The following is a 15,101-nucleotide window of genomic DNA, read 5'->3' as shown; positions in this document are numbered from 1 at the left end:
GCGTCCCGGCGAACACTCGCTGCGCTATTGCTGATAGGGCGGCGCGACGAATCCCGCAAAACGCTGTTGCGTCACGGCCTTGAAGTCGGCGGACCGGTAGGCATCGCGAATGTCGGACACGAACGGCTTGTTCAGGTCATCGGTCCTGACAGCCACCAGGTTCATGTAGTAGTCGGGCACCTTCTCCAGCGCCAGTGACGACGTCAGCTTGAGCCCGGCCGCGAGCGCGAAATTGCCATTCACGAAGGCGTAGTCCACGTCATCAAGCGAGCGGGGCAACTGGGCGGCCTCCAGCTGGATCAGCTTGAGCCTGTGCGGATTGCCGTCGATGTCGCGCTCGCTTGCCCGCACGGGATCGGTGCCGGGCTTGAGCGTGACCCAGCCGATCTGCGCAAGGATGGCGACGGCGCGCGCCAGATTGGTCGGATCGTTGGGCAGCGATACGGTGGCGCCGGGCTTCACTTCGCCCAGCGTCTTGTGCTTGTGGCTGTAAATGCCGATCGGCGCCGTGGGCACCTGGATCAGCGCCGACAGTTGAAGCTTGCGATCCGCCGAGAACTTCTTCAAATACACCGAGTTCTGGAAGGCGTTGGCATCGATGGCGCCGTCGGCCAGCGCGAGATTCGGCTGCACGTAGTCGCTGAACTCGACAATCGTCACCTTGTAGCCGCGCTTTTCCAGAATCGGCTTGATGCCATAGCGCACCTGGTCCGCGTAAGGCCCCGCCGTGGCGCCGAAGCGGATTTCCTTCCTGTCGGCGTCTGCGGCCTGCGATCCCTGCACGATACCGAACGCCAGCAACGCGGCGACCAGCTTGACCCCGGTCTTGATGAACATGTGGCTCCTTTTCTCTTGTGATATCAGAACTGGCGGAACGCGGCGGCGGCATGCCGTTGGGGCAGCCGGTCGCCGCTGGAAAACAGCTTGTGCCGTAGCGAACCCTCGGCATACGCGGTCTTGTAGCGGCCCCGATCCTGCAACGCGGGAACGACCAGGTCCACAAAGTCCTGGTGGCTTTCGGGCGCCACCGTGCGGCTTAGATTGAAGCCGTCGATGCCGGTCTCGTCGACCCATTCGGCAAGCGTGTCCGCTACCTGCGACGCGTCACCGACGATGGCCGGATAACGTCCGCCCAGCGTGAACAGGTCCAGCAGCTTGCGGCGCGTCCAGCCGTGCTGCGCGGCGGTGCGGGTGGCCGATTCGATGGCGTTGCCGCCGCCGTAGTCAACGGGATCGTCGAGGCCATAGCGGCCAAAGTCCACGCCGGTGCTGGCGGCAAAGTGGGCGAGCCCGGCTTCGCGGCTGGCGTAGTCGCGGTATTCGGCATGTTTTTCTCGGGCTTCCGCCTCGGTGCGGCCGGTGACCACCGCCGCGCCCATGAATACCTTCACGTCGTCCGGATGACGGCCGGCAGCCACAAGCTGCTCGCGCAACGCGGTCACCGTCTTGCGCGCCGTGTCCTTGCTGGGCGGCGAGATGAAGACGCATTCCGCATGGCGTGCCGCAAATCGCTGCCCCCGGCCGGAGCTGCCGGCCTGGAACAGTACCGGCGTGCGCTGTGGCGACGGCTCGGACAGGTGGTAGCCGTCCACCTTGTAGTACCGGCCGTGGTGGCTCACCTTGCGCACCCTGGCCGGATCGGCGAAGACGCGCGCGGCCTTGTCGCGCCGCACGGCGTCGTCCTGCCAGCTGCCTTCCCAGAGCTTGTAGAGCACCTCCAGATATTCGTCGGCGCGGTCGTAGCGTTCGTCATGGGCAAGCTGCGCGTCCAGTCCCATCGCGCGCGCGGCGCTGTCGAGGTAGCCCGTCACGATATTCCAGCCCACGCGGCCGCGCGTGAGGTGATCCAGCGTCGAGAACCGGCGCGCCAGCAGGTACGGCTGCTCGTACGTCAGGTTCACCGTGACCCCAAAGCCAAGATGCCGCGTGGCGGCGGCCATGGCCGGCACGATCAGCAGCGGGTCGTTCACGGGAAGCTGCACCGATTCCTGCAGCGACACATCGACGTTGTTGCGATATACGTCGTACACGCCAACGATATCGGCGATAAACAGGCCGTCGAACAGGCCACGCTCCAGCGTACGCGCCTGGTCGATCCAGTATTCGAGCGTGTTGTAGTCGGCAGACCGGTCCCGCGGATGCGTCCACAGGCCATGGTTGATATGCCCGACACAGTTCATGTCGAAGGCGTTGAGCAGGATGTGCCGCCGTTGCGAACCATCGTCCATCACCATCAGATGGCTCCATGCCGGGGCGGCAGCGTGTCGTTCAAGTGGAAGTTGCCGATGGCGTGGTATTTCCAGCGTACCGGGTCGTGCAGCGTATGCGTGCGGGCGTTGCGCCAGAAGCGGTCCAGCCCCTGGTTGTCGAGGGTGGCCGATGTGCCGCCGAGCTCGAACAGCCGCGTGCCCGCCAGCAGCGACGCGGTGGTGGTCGATGCGCGGGCGGCAGCCACTGCCAGCGATGCCTGCGCCACGCTTTGCTCGTCGGGCGCCGCCTGGGCGGCATTGGTGGCGCGGCCGGCCCGGCGCACCAGGGCTTCGGCCGCCCGCAGCCTGACCTGGACGTCGCCAACATGATGGATGGTCAACGGGTCCTGCGATGCGCTCGCCACGCCCGCATCGATCCACGGCCGCGCGTGGTCGCGCACATACGGCAGCGTGGCGGCAAACGCGCCCCGTCCGATACCCAGATCGATGGCCGCGTGCAGCAACTGGGCGAACGGGCCAATCGTCGTGGGCCGCTCGAACGATGCGAGGAAGGGCACCACCCAGTCGCCGTCGATCCGCACATTGTCGAAGGTGACCGACCCGCTGCCGGTCACGCGCTGGCCGAAGCCGTCCCAGTCGTCGGTGATGCTGACGCCCTCGGCCGTGCGGGGGACAAAGGCCAGCCATGTCACGTCGCGGCCGTCTTCCTGGGTCACCACCAGCGTGGGAATCCAGTGCGCATACAGTGCGCCGGTGCAGTAGAACTTCTGGCCGTCCACCCGGAAGCCGTCGCCATCGCGCGTCAGCCGGGTGCGTCTCCTGAAATCCTTGTGGCCGATTTCGGCCAGCGCATTGCCGAAACGGTCGCCAGCCAGCGCGCGCTGGTAAAAGAAGGCCTGCTGGGCAGGCGTGCCGCCTACGCGCAATACCTCCAGCGCGTAGAAATGGTTCTGCGGGATCTGCCCGAGCGATCCGTCCGCCGCGGCGATGATGGCAATGACCTCCGCCAGCGTCACACTGGAAACCCCCGCACCGCCGTGCGCGCGGGGTACGGTGATGCCCCACAGGCCGCTGGCGCTGAAGGCGTCCAGTTCGTCCCACGGCAACAGGCGCTCGCGGTCCCGTCTGGCGGCGCCGGGCGCGAATTGCGCGGCCAGCCGGTGCGCGATCGCAATGGCCTCGGCATCGTCCGCAACGACATGGGGCGCGGCGGTGGGCGCGGCGGCGGGGGCCACCCGGCCATCTGCGGGGGGCGGGGTCAGTAGCAACGACATGTCAGTTCCAGGAATGCCGCTTGGGCAGCGCGTTGTTCAGGTGATAGTTGCCGATCAGATGCAGCTTCCAGCGCACCGGGTCGTGCAGCGTGTGAGTGCGGGCATTGCGCCAGTGGCGGTCAAGGTTGTGTCTCGCCCGCGTGGCCGACGAACCGGCCAGCTCGAACAGCTTCTCGCTCGCATGGAGCGCGGCCTCGGTGGTCAGAACCTTGGCTTCGGCCACGGCAACCGACGCGCGGGCGCTCGATGCGTCGGTGAGCGGCTGTGCGGCGATCTCGTCCAGCGTGAGCCCGGCTTCGCGCAGCACGGCGCGGGCGCCTTCGATGTCGATGGCCAGCCGGCCGACGTCTGCGATCAGGTGGGGATCATCGCTGGCGCGTGCCACGCCGGCATCGACCCAGGGGCGGGCGTGTTCACGCACGAAGGCCACCGCATCGTCAAAGGCCGCCTGGGCGATACCCAGGTCGATGGCGGCCTGGATCAGTTGCGAGTTGGGGCCATAGAGCCCGGGCTTGCCGGCAAGTTGCCAGAGCGGGATCACGTCATCGGGCGCGATGGATACCTGGTCGAATACCACGGTGCCGCTGGCGGTGGTGCGCTGGCCGAAGGACGACCAGTCGTCGATCACGGTCAGGCCGGCGGCGTCGCGCGGCACCCAGACCTGCACGGGGCGGTCATCGTCGTCCAGCGCGCGCGTCGGCACGCGATGCGCGTACAACGCCCCCGTCGAGTAGTAACGCTTGCCGCTGAGCCGCAACCCCTGGGCTGTCCGCTGCAGGCGCGTGGTGCCGTCGAGGATGGTGCGGCTGCCCGCCGAACGCCGCTCGGGGCCGGCATTGCCAAGCCGCTGGCCGGCCAGTACTTCGGCATAAAAGCGTCGCTGCTGCGCATCGGTCCCGGCTTCACGCAGTACGCCAAGCAGGCCAAAGTGATTTTGCGGGATCTGGCCCAGCGACGCGTCGGCCGCGCTGAGGATTGCGAAGACCTCGGCCAGCGTCGCGAACGACACGTCGGCGCCGCCATGGGCCTTGGGCACCGTGATGCCGCCCAGACCGCTCTCGGACCACAGATCCAGCTCGTCCCACGGCAGCACACGTTCACGATCGCGGGCCGATGCACCCTGTCGATAGATGCCGGCCAGCGTATGCGCGGCTTCGATGGCTTCGGCGTCGGTGCGGATGCGTCGCACGCGGGACGGGTCGGGCAGGCGCGGCTCGCGCCGGCCTGTGGTGGCGGGCGCCACCGCGTGAATGTCGGAAAGGTCGGTCATGGCGTATCGATGGAATGCGCGGCGCGGGCTGGCGGACCGCCCGCCCTGTGCGGTGTCATCAGCCAGGGCCCCGGCGCGGCATGGTTCCGACACCATACTGCGGCGGGTCCGGTACACGAACGACGCGTTTTTTCTATCCAAACGCGACCGGAGCGCATAAGGCCATGCGCATTCCGTCGATGGGCGGCAATGCCGCGCGCAGGGTGGCCGGCCTGGTGGCGCGGCTGCGCCGTCCGCGCTAGCCCTTGCGCCGGCGGCCTGGCGCATCCACCCGATACTGGCCGGGCATGCCCTTCCAGGCGCAGCGGTCGCCACCGCCACCCAGTTCGCACGCCAGCGCCGACAGCATCATGGTGGCCAGTATCAGCAGTCGATGCAGCATGGTGGCCCGGTTACTTGCGGTCGATGTCGAGCACGGCCTGTGCAAACGCCGTGGGCGCTTCCTGCGGCAGGTTGTGGCCGATGCCGCCCGTGATGTCGCGATGCTCGTAGCGCCCCGTGAACTTGCTCTTGTAGGCGCTGGGCGCCGGGTGCGGCGCACCGTTGGCGTCGCCTTCCATCGTGATGGTGGGCACGCCGATGGTGGGCCCCGTGGCGAGCTTCTTCTCGATGTCGTCGAACTTCGACTCGCCCTCGACCAGGCCCATGCGCCAGCGGTAGTTGTGAATCGTGATGGCCACATGGTCGGCGTTGTCCAGCGACACGGCGCTGCGCGCGAACGTGGCGTCATCGAACTTCCACTGCGGCGACGCGAGCTTCCAGATCAGCTTGGCAAAGTCATGCGTGTACTTCGTGTAGCCCGCCGCGCCGCGGTCCGTGGCGAAGTAGAACTGATACCACCATTGCAGTTCGGCCTCGGGCGGCAGTGGCAGCTTGCCGGCAGCCTGGCTGCCGATCAGGTAGCCGCTGACCGAGACCAGGCCACGGCAGCGGTCGGGCCACAGCGCGGCCATGATGTCGGCGGTGCGGGCGCCCCAGTCGAAGCCGGCCACGACGGCGGTGCGGATCTTGAGTGCGTCCATCAGCGCAATCATGTCGACCGCGATGGCTGACGGCTGGCCGTTGCGCTTGGTCTCCGGCGACAGGAACGTGGTGGTGCCGTAGCCGCGCAGGTGCGGGATGATCACGCGGTAGCCACGCTGTGCCAGCAGGGGCGCGACATCGACGAAGGCGTGAATGTCGTACGGCCAGCCGTGCAGGAGCAGGGCCACCGGGCCGTCGGCCGGGCCCAGTTCGGCATAGCCGACGTTGAGCACGCCGGCGTTGACCTGATTGATGGTGGCGAACGACGTATGCGTGCCGGGCGTGACCGGCGCCAGTGGCGCGGCCTTCGACACGCCCGACTGCGCGTGCGCGGACCCAATCACGCCAAGCTGGGCGGCAGCCAGCGCCAGGCCGGCGGTGCCAAGAAAGTTGCGGCGCGGCAAATCGATGGTCTTGCTCATGTTTTCTCCTTTGCGTCTGACGCTAGCGTTCTACTTCGAGGGTGGCTTGTATTTCGCTTCTATCGGGCCGAAGCGCCCTCCCACATCGCGATGCCGAAGGGCTCGGTAGGGGCCTTCGACGGACGTCCCGTGCTGGAGGGTTGGCACGAGTCTAGGGAGGTGCCGCAAGCCGCATGTGTCGGCCTGCCCCGTTTTTGTATCGCTGTGTATGCAGACCCGGGCCGCTCGATATGCGGATACAAATCCGCCGCTCAAATCCGCGCCCATACGTCTTTGGTATGACCCCGGCATGCCGATGCGCTACGGCTGTCGGACCAACGGGCAATGCACACCGGGGCCGGGCATGCCTACCATGTGCGCACGGGGCACGCGGGTGTTGGCCCTGGGGAGAGACATCATGGATCAAGCCAATGGGCTCGAACTGGTCCGGCTGCGCGCGGCGGCGTCCGCGCTGAGCCAGGACGCACGGCTGTGGCGCTGGTTTTCCGACCAGATGGAAGAGCACCGGCTCATTTGCGAACGCAACCGGGACTGGTGGCATATCACCGTCGCCGGGCGCGAACTGGCCTGCGACCGATCCTTCGATGTCGCCGTGCGCGCGGCCTACGCGCTGAGCCGCGCGCTGGAAGCCGTGTAGCCGTCGTTGCAGGGGCGCCATGGGGCCCCTCTGCGGCGCCAGCACCACACAGTCGTTTGCAATTTCATCGAAAGCGTCGATAATTCCGCTTCGCGTTGGGCGGGCCGACGTCGATATCGCGCCGTTTCCCGGCAATTTCATCGAATCCTTGTGCATCTTCGGTCATCCGGCTGGGGCACGGTCCGTTCTGCTGCGTCACGCGCAGCGCCTGGGGTCGCCCCCGCAAGCCCCGGGCAGAACGTCCATGCATAGTGAGAACCACGATGAACAGCAGTGCCGCCTTGATGCGGGAACCGACCGACGACGGTGTCGTACTGGTCGTCGATGACGACCTCGACGTGCGGCGCGCCCTCTCGGGGCTGTTCCGCTCGGTCGGGCTCGCCAGCGAGTCCTTTAGCTCGGGCGAGGAACTGCTGGCCCACGAATTTCCGGACCAACCCACCTGCATCGTGCTCGATGTGCGCCTGCGCGGCGCCAGCGGGCTGGACCTGCAGGGTCATCTCAACCGCGCCGGCAAGAGCGCGTCGATCGTGTTCATCTCGGGCTACGGCGACGTGCCGATGACCGTGGCCGCCATGAAGGCGGGCGCCGTCAATTTCATTGCCAAGCCGTTCCGCGAACAGGATCTGCTCGATGCCGTCAACGAGGCATTGCAGCGCGACCGCGACCGCCGCCAGGCCAGCTCGCAGACCCAGTTGCTGCGGGAGCGCCTCGATACCCTGACCGGCCGCGAGCGCGAAGTCATGAAGCTGCTGGTCCACGGCCTGATGAACAAGGAAGTGGCGGACGAACTCGGCATCAGCCAGGCCACCGTCAAGATCTACCGCGGGCAGGCCATGCGCAAGATGCAGGCGCGAACCTTTGCCGAACTGATTCTGATGGCCCAGGCACTGGGCATGGTGACGCCGGGCACAGGCCCCGGCGGCGACGGCGGCCCCGACGCCGACGCGGACTGACGGGCGAGTCATGGCGGCCAGCACCGTTCAGGCGGGCTGCGCCGCGCCCATGATCCGCTGACCCAGTGCGATCCCCCACTTGACCAGGCGCCGGTCGGCCGGCAGCTGGTCCTGTTCCCATGCAGCCAGCGCCGCGTCGATACCGTCCGCACCCTCCGCCTTGTCAACGGCGCGCCCCTGCAGCGCCCGCGCCAGCGCCACGGCGTTGGCCGCGGCCTTGCCGGCCCCGGCGCCGGTGTGCGGGCGCGCCACGAACGCCGCGTCGCCCAGCAGCACCACGCGCCCGAACACCATGCGCGGGACCTCGTAGTCGTGAATCAGCTGCAGGAACGGATCGGGCGTGGCGGTGACCAGCCCCGCCAGCGCGGGCGCCAGCACATCCAGCGCGCCCATCTGGAGGTTGCGTATCTCGGCGTCGCGCATGGCGCCGGGCGGCAGGGAATAGTTGTGGCGCTGGCCCACGCGGTCCTGCAGCAGCGCATCGAGTTCCGGCCCCTGCGCGATCTTGCGATACCAGACCCAGTTCTGCCGGCGCTCGCCGGGCCGCACGCTGCCGTCTTCGCCCGGAATCCGGTACGACAGGAACTGGTGCGCCCGGCCGTCCTGGAACACGAAGCTGTTGCGCAGCAACGGCTCGCTGACGCTCGGGAGCGCCGTTTCGGACAGAACGCCGCGCCACGCCGCATATCCGGCGTAGGTGGGCCGGGCACCGGGCAGAAGCTGTGCGCGCACCGCCGACAGTGGGCCGTCGGCGCCAATCAGCAGGTCGCCTTCTTCGGCGTGGCCCGACGCGAAGCGCGCCGTTACCCGGCTGCCATGCTGCGCGAACGCCGTGAAGGTTTCGCCGGCACGCAGCGTGGCGGGGTCCACGGCGCGGCGCAAGCGCAGGTAGAGGCCGTTCCAGGCGATCTGGGTCTGCGGCATGTACGCGCGTCGCTCGGCGCCGTTCCGGTCCACGAACACGCGGTCGCGCGACGGCACGCCGAAATCGGCGCCCGGATCGATTCCGGCGAAGTCGAGCGCGTCGATAACCGCTGGCTGCAGCACCAGGCCGCCGCCACGGCTGTCCAGTTCCTGGGGAGACCGCTCGAAGACGACGACGTCCCAGCCGGCTGCCCGCAGGCAGACGGCGCTGAACAGGCCGCCAAGCGAGCCGCCGATGACGAGGGCGCGGGGGCGTGGTGGTGTGCGCATGGTTGACTCCGGGTGGAAACGAGATATGTGAAATGGGGACGGGGGACGGGAAAGCGGCTCAGGGCGCAATCAGGTGGCGCAGCCGCTCGCCGGCCAGCGGCATGTCGCGCAGGCGCTGGCCCGTGGCATCGAACAGGGCATTGCCGATGGCGCCGGCGGTCGGGCCCATTGCCGCTTCGGCCACACCCAGGAACGGGGTGCCGGGGCGATCCACCAGATGCACGCGCACCTGCGCGGGTACCGCGGAAAAGCGCAGGATCGGATAGCTGCCCCAGTCGAAGCTGCGCACGCCATTGGCGTCGAAGCGCAGTTGCTCGTAGAGCGTCCAGCTGGCCGATTGCAGGATGCCGCCCTCGATCTGGTTGCGCACGCCATCGGGATTGACGATCTGTCCACAGTCCACCGCCACGTCGGCGTGTGTCAGCCGAACTTGGCCCGTATCGCGTTCCACGGCCACTTCCACCGCCATCGCCACGTAGGCCATCAGGTTCTTGTACTTGCCGAAGGCGAAACCCACGCCGTGTCCGGGCTTGCGCTGGCGGCGCGGCCAACCGAACCGCTGTGCCGCCAGACGGATCACGTCGAGCGCGCGGGGGTCGTCCATGTGGCGGATGCGGAATGCCACCGGGTCGGTGTCCGCCGCACGTGCCAGGTCGTCCATGAAGGTCTCGATGGTGAACACGTTCATGTGCGCGCCCAGCGACCGCATGGCCGACGTGCGTAGCGGCATGGTCGGCGAGAAGTTGTTGACGATATGGCTCGCGGGCAGCCGGTAGAGCGGAATCGCGTTGCGGTCGCCGCCGCCCTCGGGTTGCAGCATCGGCGTGGACGGCGCCGGCTTGAACGGCCGCGCGAGCTGCGTGGCAGGCAGCAGCCGGCCGGCGTTGACCACCCGTTCGTTGTGGGAACTGCTCCACAGCGCATAGTCCCAATCGACGATCGTGCCGTCGGCCGACAGCGATGCCTTGACGTGCGTGACCATGGCCGGTGTGAAGTGGTCCCACATGTGTTCCTGGTCGCGCATCCATTGCACGCGCACCGGGCGCCCCGGCAGGGCGCGGGCCAGCAGCGCGGCGTGCGCGGCCACGTCGTCGGCGCCGTTGTGGCCATAGCAGCCCGAGCCCTCCACATGCACGCAGCGGACGGCATCCTTGGGCAGCGACAGCATCTCGGCCAGGCCGTCGCGCAGCGGGTAGACCCCCTGCGAATGGGTCCAGACGGTCAGTTTGCCGTCCTGCAGATGACCCACCGCGCACGACGGGCCGATCGATCCGTGCATCAGGTAGCGTTTCGTGCAGGTGGCCTCCAGTGTCTTCGCCGCCGGCGGCATCGGCGCCCTGGTGTCCGCAATCACGATGCGCTCCGTGGCGATCTGGCGCAACTGCGCCGCCACCTGGTCTGGCTGGGGCAGGGCGCGGCCCTTGCCCCAGCGGCACCCGGCCGACAGCGCGCGCTGGGCCTGCACCGCCTGCCATTCGCGCTGGGCCACCACGGCCAGCATGCTGCCGTCGCGCACGATGGCGATAAAGCCGGGCGTGGCGCGCGCGCCGGCTTCGTCCACGGACAGCAGCGGCGCCTCGTAGGCCGGCGGCAGGACCACGCGGGCATGCACCATGCCAGGCATCTTCAGGTCCTGCACGTAGCTGGGTCCACCGGTTACCTTGCCGGGGATATCCAGGCGCGGCATGGCGGTGCCGATCACGGTGAACGATGCCGGATCGCGTAGCGGCGACGTCGGCGTGGCCATCGTGTGCAGGTTCACATGCGGCAGCAGTTCGGCAAACGTGACCGAACGGCCATCGCGGGCCGCGATGCGCGCGTCGCGCGCGGTCAGCGTGGCCGGGTCCGCGCGCAGCACGCGCGCGGCGGCATCGGTCATCAGGCCGCGTACCTGGGCTGCGGCATGCAGCAGCGCGCTGCCGCTGTCGGCCATCGTATGGCTGCCGGCGGTCAGTCCTTCGTCCGGCAGCCGCACGGTGTCGGCCGTCAGGAACGTGATGCGGCGCGGATCGATCTGCAGTTCCTCGGCGGCCACCTGCAGCAGCGCGGTGCGAATACCGGTACCGAGTTCGACCTTGCCCGTATGGACGGTGACGGCGTTGTCAGGTGCCACGCGGATCCAGGCGTCCAGATACGGGTTGGTCTTCAGGCTGCCGGGCAGCTTTTCGAGCCCCTTGCCCACGTGAATGGCCGCGCCTTCGTCGGCCAGCACCATCTGCGCCAGCGCCTGCCTGCCCGGCAGTAGCGAGAAGCCCACCAGCAGCGAGCCGGACACAATGAAGGCGCGCCGGCCCGGATTGGCCACGTTCGCGATGTCGTCTACGGGATCCATCATGCGGCCTCCGTGGCGGGTTTGATGCCGGTCTTGCCGGCATCCGCCACTGCGCGAATGGCTGCGAGGATGCGCATATGCGTGCCGCAACGGCACAGGTTGGGCTCCATGTGCGCGCGGATCTCGGCATCGTCCGGATGCGGGTTGCGATCGAGCAGCGCCTGGGCGCGCATGATCATCCCGGCGATGCAATAGCCGCATTGCGCCGCCTGGTGATCGATGAACGCCTGCTGCAGCGCGCCGGGCTTGCGCGCGCTGCCAAGGCCCTCGATGGTCCGCACCGGGCGCTTGCCCACGGCCGACACCGGCAGCAGGCACGAGAAAGTCGGCTGGCCATCGACGATCACGGTACAGGCGCCGCATTGGCCCAGGCCGCAGCCGAACTTCGCGCCGTTGAGCCGCAGGTCTTCGCGCAAGGCATAGAGCAGCGGCGTGGCGGGATCGATGTCGAGGGAATGGGTGGTGCCGTTGACGGTGAGCTGGATCATTGCGGGGCATCTCCCTTGCGGATGTCGGTAACGGCCTGCGCAACGTCGTTCCACGGCGGCAGGCGGGAATAGGTGGCCCGCAGATAGACGGTCAGGTCCGCGATCTGGCGATCATCCAGGGCCTGGTGGAACGCGGGCATGAAGTGCAGGGCGTCCTCGCCTTCCCATGGCACGCCTTGCAGGATCATCTGGATGGCGTTGCGCGGCGTGGTGGCATGGATGGCGCTGCTGGTGGCCAGGCTTGGCCGGTCGCCGAATTGCTGCATGGGCGACCGATCGCCGTGGCACGACGCACAGGCGCCGGCAAACAGCACCTGGCCACGCTGGACGGCCTGCGTATCGACGGGTGCGCTGCCGGGGCCGGCCTGCCGGGGGGCGGGTTTGCGCAGGCCCAGCAGATAGGCGGCAATGGCTTCGGCATCGGCCTGCGGCACGGTGCCCAGTTCGCGGGTCACGGGCAGCATCGGCCCGGCCGCGGCCCCATGTGCCGACGAGACACCGGTGCGCAGGTAGGTCACCAGTTCCGGCGCTGTCCACGGCACGGGGCCATGCGCCAGGGCGGCCAGCGACGGTGCCTCCCAGCCGTCGATCACCCCGCCTTCGAACGCCTGGCTCCATTTCTCCCCGCCGATCAGGTTCAGCGGCGTGTGGCACGCAGCACAGTGGCCGGGGCCGTCAACCAGGTACCGCCCGAGGTTCCATTGCGCGCTGCGCGAGGTATCGGGGGCCTGCGGGCCGGGCCGCAGGAACAGCACGTTCCAGAACGCCACCAGCGGGCGGAAATTCAGCGGGAACACCAGCGCGTTGGCTGGCGTGCGGGCCTGTACCGGATCGCGCCGCATCAGGTACGCGTAGGCCGCCGCGATATCGTCGTCCGACATGCGCGTGAAATGGATATACGGAAAGGCCGGGTAGAGCTGGTGCCCATCGCGGGCGATACCACGGCGCATGGCGCGCGTGAATGCCTCGGGCGACCAGTTGCCGATGCCCGTTTCCGGGTCGGGCGTGATGTTGGTGGAGTAGATCGTGCCAAACGGCGTGGCCAGCGGCAGGCCGCCCGCAAACGGCTTGCCGCCCCTGGCGGTGTGGCATACCGCGCAATCACCCTGTGCCACCACCTGGGCGCCGCGCAGCACGCGTTGCCGGTCGAACGATGCCGGAGCCGGTGGTGCCACCGGCGCGATAGCCGGCTCCCACATCAGGTACGCGGCCATTGCGATGGCCAGCATGGCGGCAATGAGGAGGATGGATAACCATCGGCGTGGCAACGGCATCTGGGGGCTCCCGTGGATTCCTGTGTCTTGTTGACAGGCATCGTAGAAGTCAGGGCAGGGTGGCTTCAATTGCCGCGTGGTCGGTGACGCGCTAAACGAAGGTATGAGATGGGAGCGGTCAGGCGTGTGGTGGCGGGCGCAATGGCTGACTCCCCTCGGCCGTGTGGGCGAGGGGAGTCAGCCAGGTCAGGCGCGGCAGCGGGCGCCTAGCGCAGCAGGTTGGTTTTCGCCAGTTCGACCAGTTCGTCGGCGCGGCCGTTCATGACGGCCTTCAGCGCCCACAGGCTGAAACCCTTGACCTGTTCCGCCTTGAGCGCGGGCGGCATGGCCAGCTCCTGGGTGTTGGTCACGACGTCGAGCAGGGCCGGCCCATCGTGCGCCAGCATCGACGCAACGGCATCCGGCAATAGCCGCGGGTCTTCCACGCGCTGCGCGTGCACGCCCACCGCGCGAGCCATGGCAGCGAAATCCGGGTTCTGCAGCGAGGTGCCGCTCTCCAGAAAGCCCGATGCCTTCATCTCCAGCGCCACGAAGCCCAGCACGCTGTTGTTGAAGATCACCACCTTGACCGGCAGCCCCTGCTGCACGAGCGTGAGGAAGTCGCCCATCAGCATGGCAAAGCCACCGTCGCCGGACAGGCTCACCACCTGCCTGTCGGGGAAGGCGGCCTGCGCGCCGATGGCCTGCGGCAGCGCGTTGGCCATCGACCCGTGCGCCAGCGATCCGATCAGCCGGCGCCGGCCATTCATGTGCAGGTAGCGTGCCGCCCAGATGGTGGGCGTGCCCACGTCGAACGTGAAGATCGCATCGTCGGCGGCCTGCTCGCTGACCAGCCGGGCCAGGTATTGCGGATGGATCGGGCGCCGGCCGCTGTCGCCGGTGGCCAGGTCGTCCAGCTGCTTGCGTGCGTCGCGGTAGTGGCGCACGCTCGCATCGAGGAAGGCGGTGTCGGCCTGCGGGGTCAGGCGTGGCTGCAGCGCGTCGAGCGTGGCGGCCACATCGCCCACGAGGCCGAGATCCAGCCGCGTGCGACGCCCCAGGTTTTCCGGCCGTACGTCGATCTGCACCACGCGGGCTCGTTCGGGATAGAACTGGCGATACGGGAAGTCGGTGCCCAGCATGACCAGCGTGTCGCAGTTTTGCATGGCGTGGTAGCCGGAACTGAAGCCGATCAGCCCCGTCATGCCCACGTCGTAGGGGTTGTCGTATTCGATGAATTCCTTGCCGCCCAGCGCGTGCACCACCGGCGCCTTCAGTGTCTCGGCCAGCCGCACCACCTGGTCGTGCGCGCCGGCGCAACCGCGCCCGCACAGCAGCGTGGTGCGCTGGCCGCCACGCAGCAGTTCGGCCAGTGCGTCCAGCGAAGCGGCGTCGGGCACCACCACGGGCGCGGGCAGCGTCATCGACGCCGGTGCGGATATCCCTGCCGTCGCAACGGCCCGCAGCGCCACGTCACCGGGAATGACGATGACCGCCACGCCCCGACGCCCCACGGCCGCGCGAATCGCGGTCTCGAGCACGCCGGGCAGCTGCTCCACGCTGGACACCAGTTCGCAATAGTGGCTGCATTCGCGGAACAGCTGCTCGGGATGCGTTTCCTGGAAATAGTTGCGGCCGATCTCGGCGCTTGGAATGTGTGCGGCAATGGCCAGCACCGGCACGCGTGAGCGATGGCAATCGAACAGCCCGTTGATCAGGTGCAGGTTGCCCGGCCCGCAGCTGCCGGCGCACACGGCAAGGTTGCCGGTCAGGTGCGCTTCCGCGCCGGCCGCGAAGGCAGCGGTTTCCTCGTGCCGGGTGTGGATCCAGTCGATGTCGCCGCGCTGGCGCAGCGATTCGGTCAGTCCGTTGAGGCTGTCGCCAACGACGCCGAAGATGCGGCGAACGCCGGCGCCGTGCAGCACCGAGGTGATCAGATCGGCTGCATTTTCCGTGGCCATGCTGTGCTCCTTGTCCGGAAGGGATGCCTGTCAGATAAGCCAGGCAGCGAAAGATTCAACCTAGCCTACGTCGGGCAGATC

The 15,101-nt window shown here is 68.2% G+C and carries 13 protein-coding genes; 2 read left to right on the top strand and 11 right to left on the bottom strand.

Annotated elements, in window-relative coordinates:
- Nucleotides 1-24: 24 nt before the first annotated feature.
- The 6 genes from AC3FJ6_RS22620 to AC3FJ6_RS22595 form a co-directional block, all read right to left on the bottom strand.
- On the bottom strand, nt 25-837 hold the full coding sequence (locus AC3FJ6_RS22620; RefSeq protein WP_488773834.1) for a MetQ/NlpA family ABC transporter substrate-binding protein: 813 nt from the start codon (nt 835-837) through the stop codon (nt 25-27).
- Nucleotides 838-860: 23 nt separating this feature from the next.
- Nucleotides 861-2,228: an LLM class flavin-dependent oxidoreductase gene (locus AC3FJ6_RS22615; protein WP_488773870.1), complete on the bottom strand. Its 1,368-nt coding sequence runs from the start codon at nt 2,226-2,228 to the stop codon at nt 861-863.
- Between the two features lie 5 nt (nt 2,229-2,233).
- Complete coding sequence (locus tag AC3FJ6_RS22610; protein WP_488773833.1) at nt 2,234-3,484, bottom strand: SfnB family sulfur acquisition oxidoreductase; 1,251 nt, start codon at nt 3,482-3,484, stop codon at nt 2,234-2,236.
- Between the two features lies 1 nt (nt 3,485).
- On the bottom strand, nt 3,486-4,754 hold the full coding sequence (locus AC3FJ6_RS22605; RefSeq protein ID WP_488773832.1) for an SfnB family sulfur acquisition oxidoreductase: 1,269 nt from the start codon (nt 4,752-4,754) through the stop codon (nt 3,486-3,488).
- 238 nt (nt 4,755-4,992) lie between these two features.
- Nucleotides 4,993-5,136 carry a MarR family transcriptional regulator gene (locus tag AC3FJ6_RS22600; protein ID WP_228770844.1) on the bottom strand — a complete coding sequence of 48 codons (144 nt, stop codon included), beginning with the start codon at nt 5,134-5,136 and terminating at the stop codon, nt 4,993-4,995.
- A 10-nt stretch (nt 5,137-5,146) separates the two neighbouring features.
- Nucleotides 5,147-6,199: an alpha/beta fold hydrolase gene (locus AC3FJ6_RS22595; RefSeq protein ID WP_488773831.1), complete on the bottom strand. Its 1,053-nt coding sequence runs from the start codon at nt 6,197-6,199 to the stop codon at nt 5,147-5,149.
- A 397-nt stretch (nt 6,200-6,596) separates the two neighbouring features.
- Between AC3FJ6_RS22595 and AC3FJ6_RS22590 the strand changes: the two genes are divergently transcribed.
- Nucleotides 6,597-6,836: a hypothetical protein gene (locus AC3FJ6_RS22590; RefSeq protein WP_153947029.1), complete on the top strand. Its 240-nt coding sequence runs from the start codon at nt 6,597-6,599 to the stop codon at nt 6,834-6,836.
- Between the two features lie 263 nt (nt 6,837-7,099).
- Nucleotides 7,100-7,792 (top strand): response regulator transcription factor, encoded by a 693-nt coding sequence (locus AC3FJ6_RS22585; protein ID WP_488773830.1) that lies wholly within the window; start codon nt 7,100-7,102, stop codon nt 7,790-7,792.
- Between the two features lie 27 nt (nt 7,793-7,819).
- Here the strand turns inward: AC3FJ6_RS22585 and AC3FJ6_RS22580 are convergent, their stop codons facing one another.
- The 5 genes from AC3FJ6_RS22580 to poxB all read right to left on the bottom strand — a co-directional run bounded on the left by AC3FJ6_RS22580 (nt 7,820) and on the right by poxB (nt 15,020).
- The gene (locus AC3FJ6_RS22580; RefSeq protein WP_488773829.1) at nt 7,820-8,986 is read right to left on the bottom strand and encodes an FAD binding domain-containing protein; all 1,167 of its coding nucleotides are present in this window, start codon (nt 8,984-8,986) and stop codon (nt 7,820-7,822) included.
- 58 nt (nt 8,987-9,044) lie between these two features.
- The gene (locus AC3FJ6_RS22575) at nt 9,045-11,318 is read right to left on the bottom strand and encodes a xanthine dehydrogenase family protein molybdopterin-binding subunit (protein WP_488773869.1); all 2,274 of its coding nucleotides are present in this window, start codon (nt 11,316-11,318) and stop codon (nt 9,045-9,047) included.
- Nucleotides 11,318-11,806, bottom strand: coding sequence for a (2Fe-2S)-binding protein (locus AC3FJ6_RS22570; RefSeq protein WP_488773828.1), 489 nt, complete (start codon nt 11,804-11,806; stop codon nt 11,318-11,320). The genes AC3FJ6_RS22575 and AC3FJ6_RS22570 overlap by 1 nt, the downstream gene beginning before the upstream one ends.
- Nucleotides 11,803-13,035, bottom strand: a complete 1,233-nt coding sequence (locus AC3FJ6_RS22565; protein ID WP_488773827.1) for a cytochrome c — start codon at nt 13,033-13,035, stop codon at nt 11,803-11,805. The genes AC3FJ6_RS22570 and AC3FJ6_RS22565 overlap by 4 nt, the downstream gene beginning before the upstream one ends.
- 251 nt (nt 13,036-13,286) lie before the next feature.
- Nucleotides 13,287-15,020, bottom strand: coding sequence for a ubiquinone-dependent pyruvate dehydrogenase (gene poxB / locus AC3FJ6_RS22560; protein WP_488773826.1), 1,734 nt, complete (start codon nt 15,018-15,020; stop codon nt 13,287-13,289).
- Nucleotides 15,021-15,101 lie beyond the last annotated feature (81 nt).

Source organism: Cupriavidus sp. 94F1 (genome assembly GCF_057798875.1).
The sequence above is the reverse complement of the archived record's forward strand: the minus strand, read 5'-3'. Positions and strand labels throughout refer to the sequence as shown.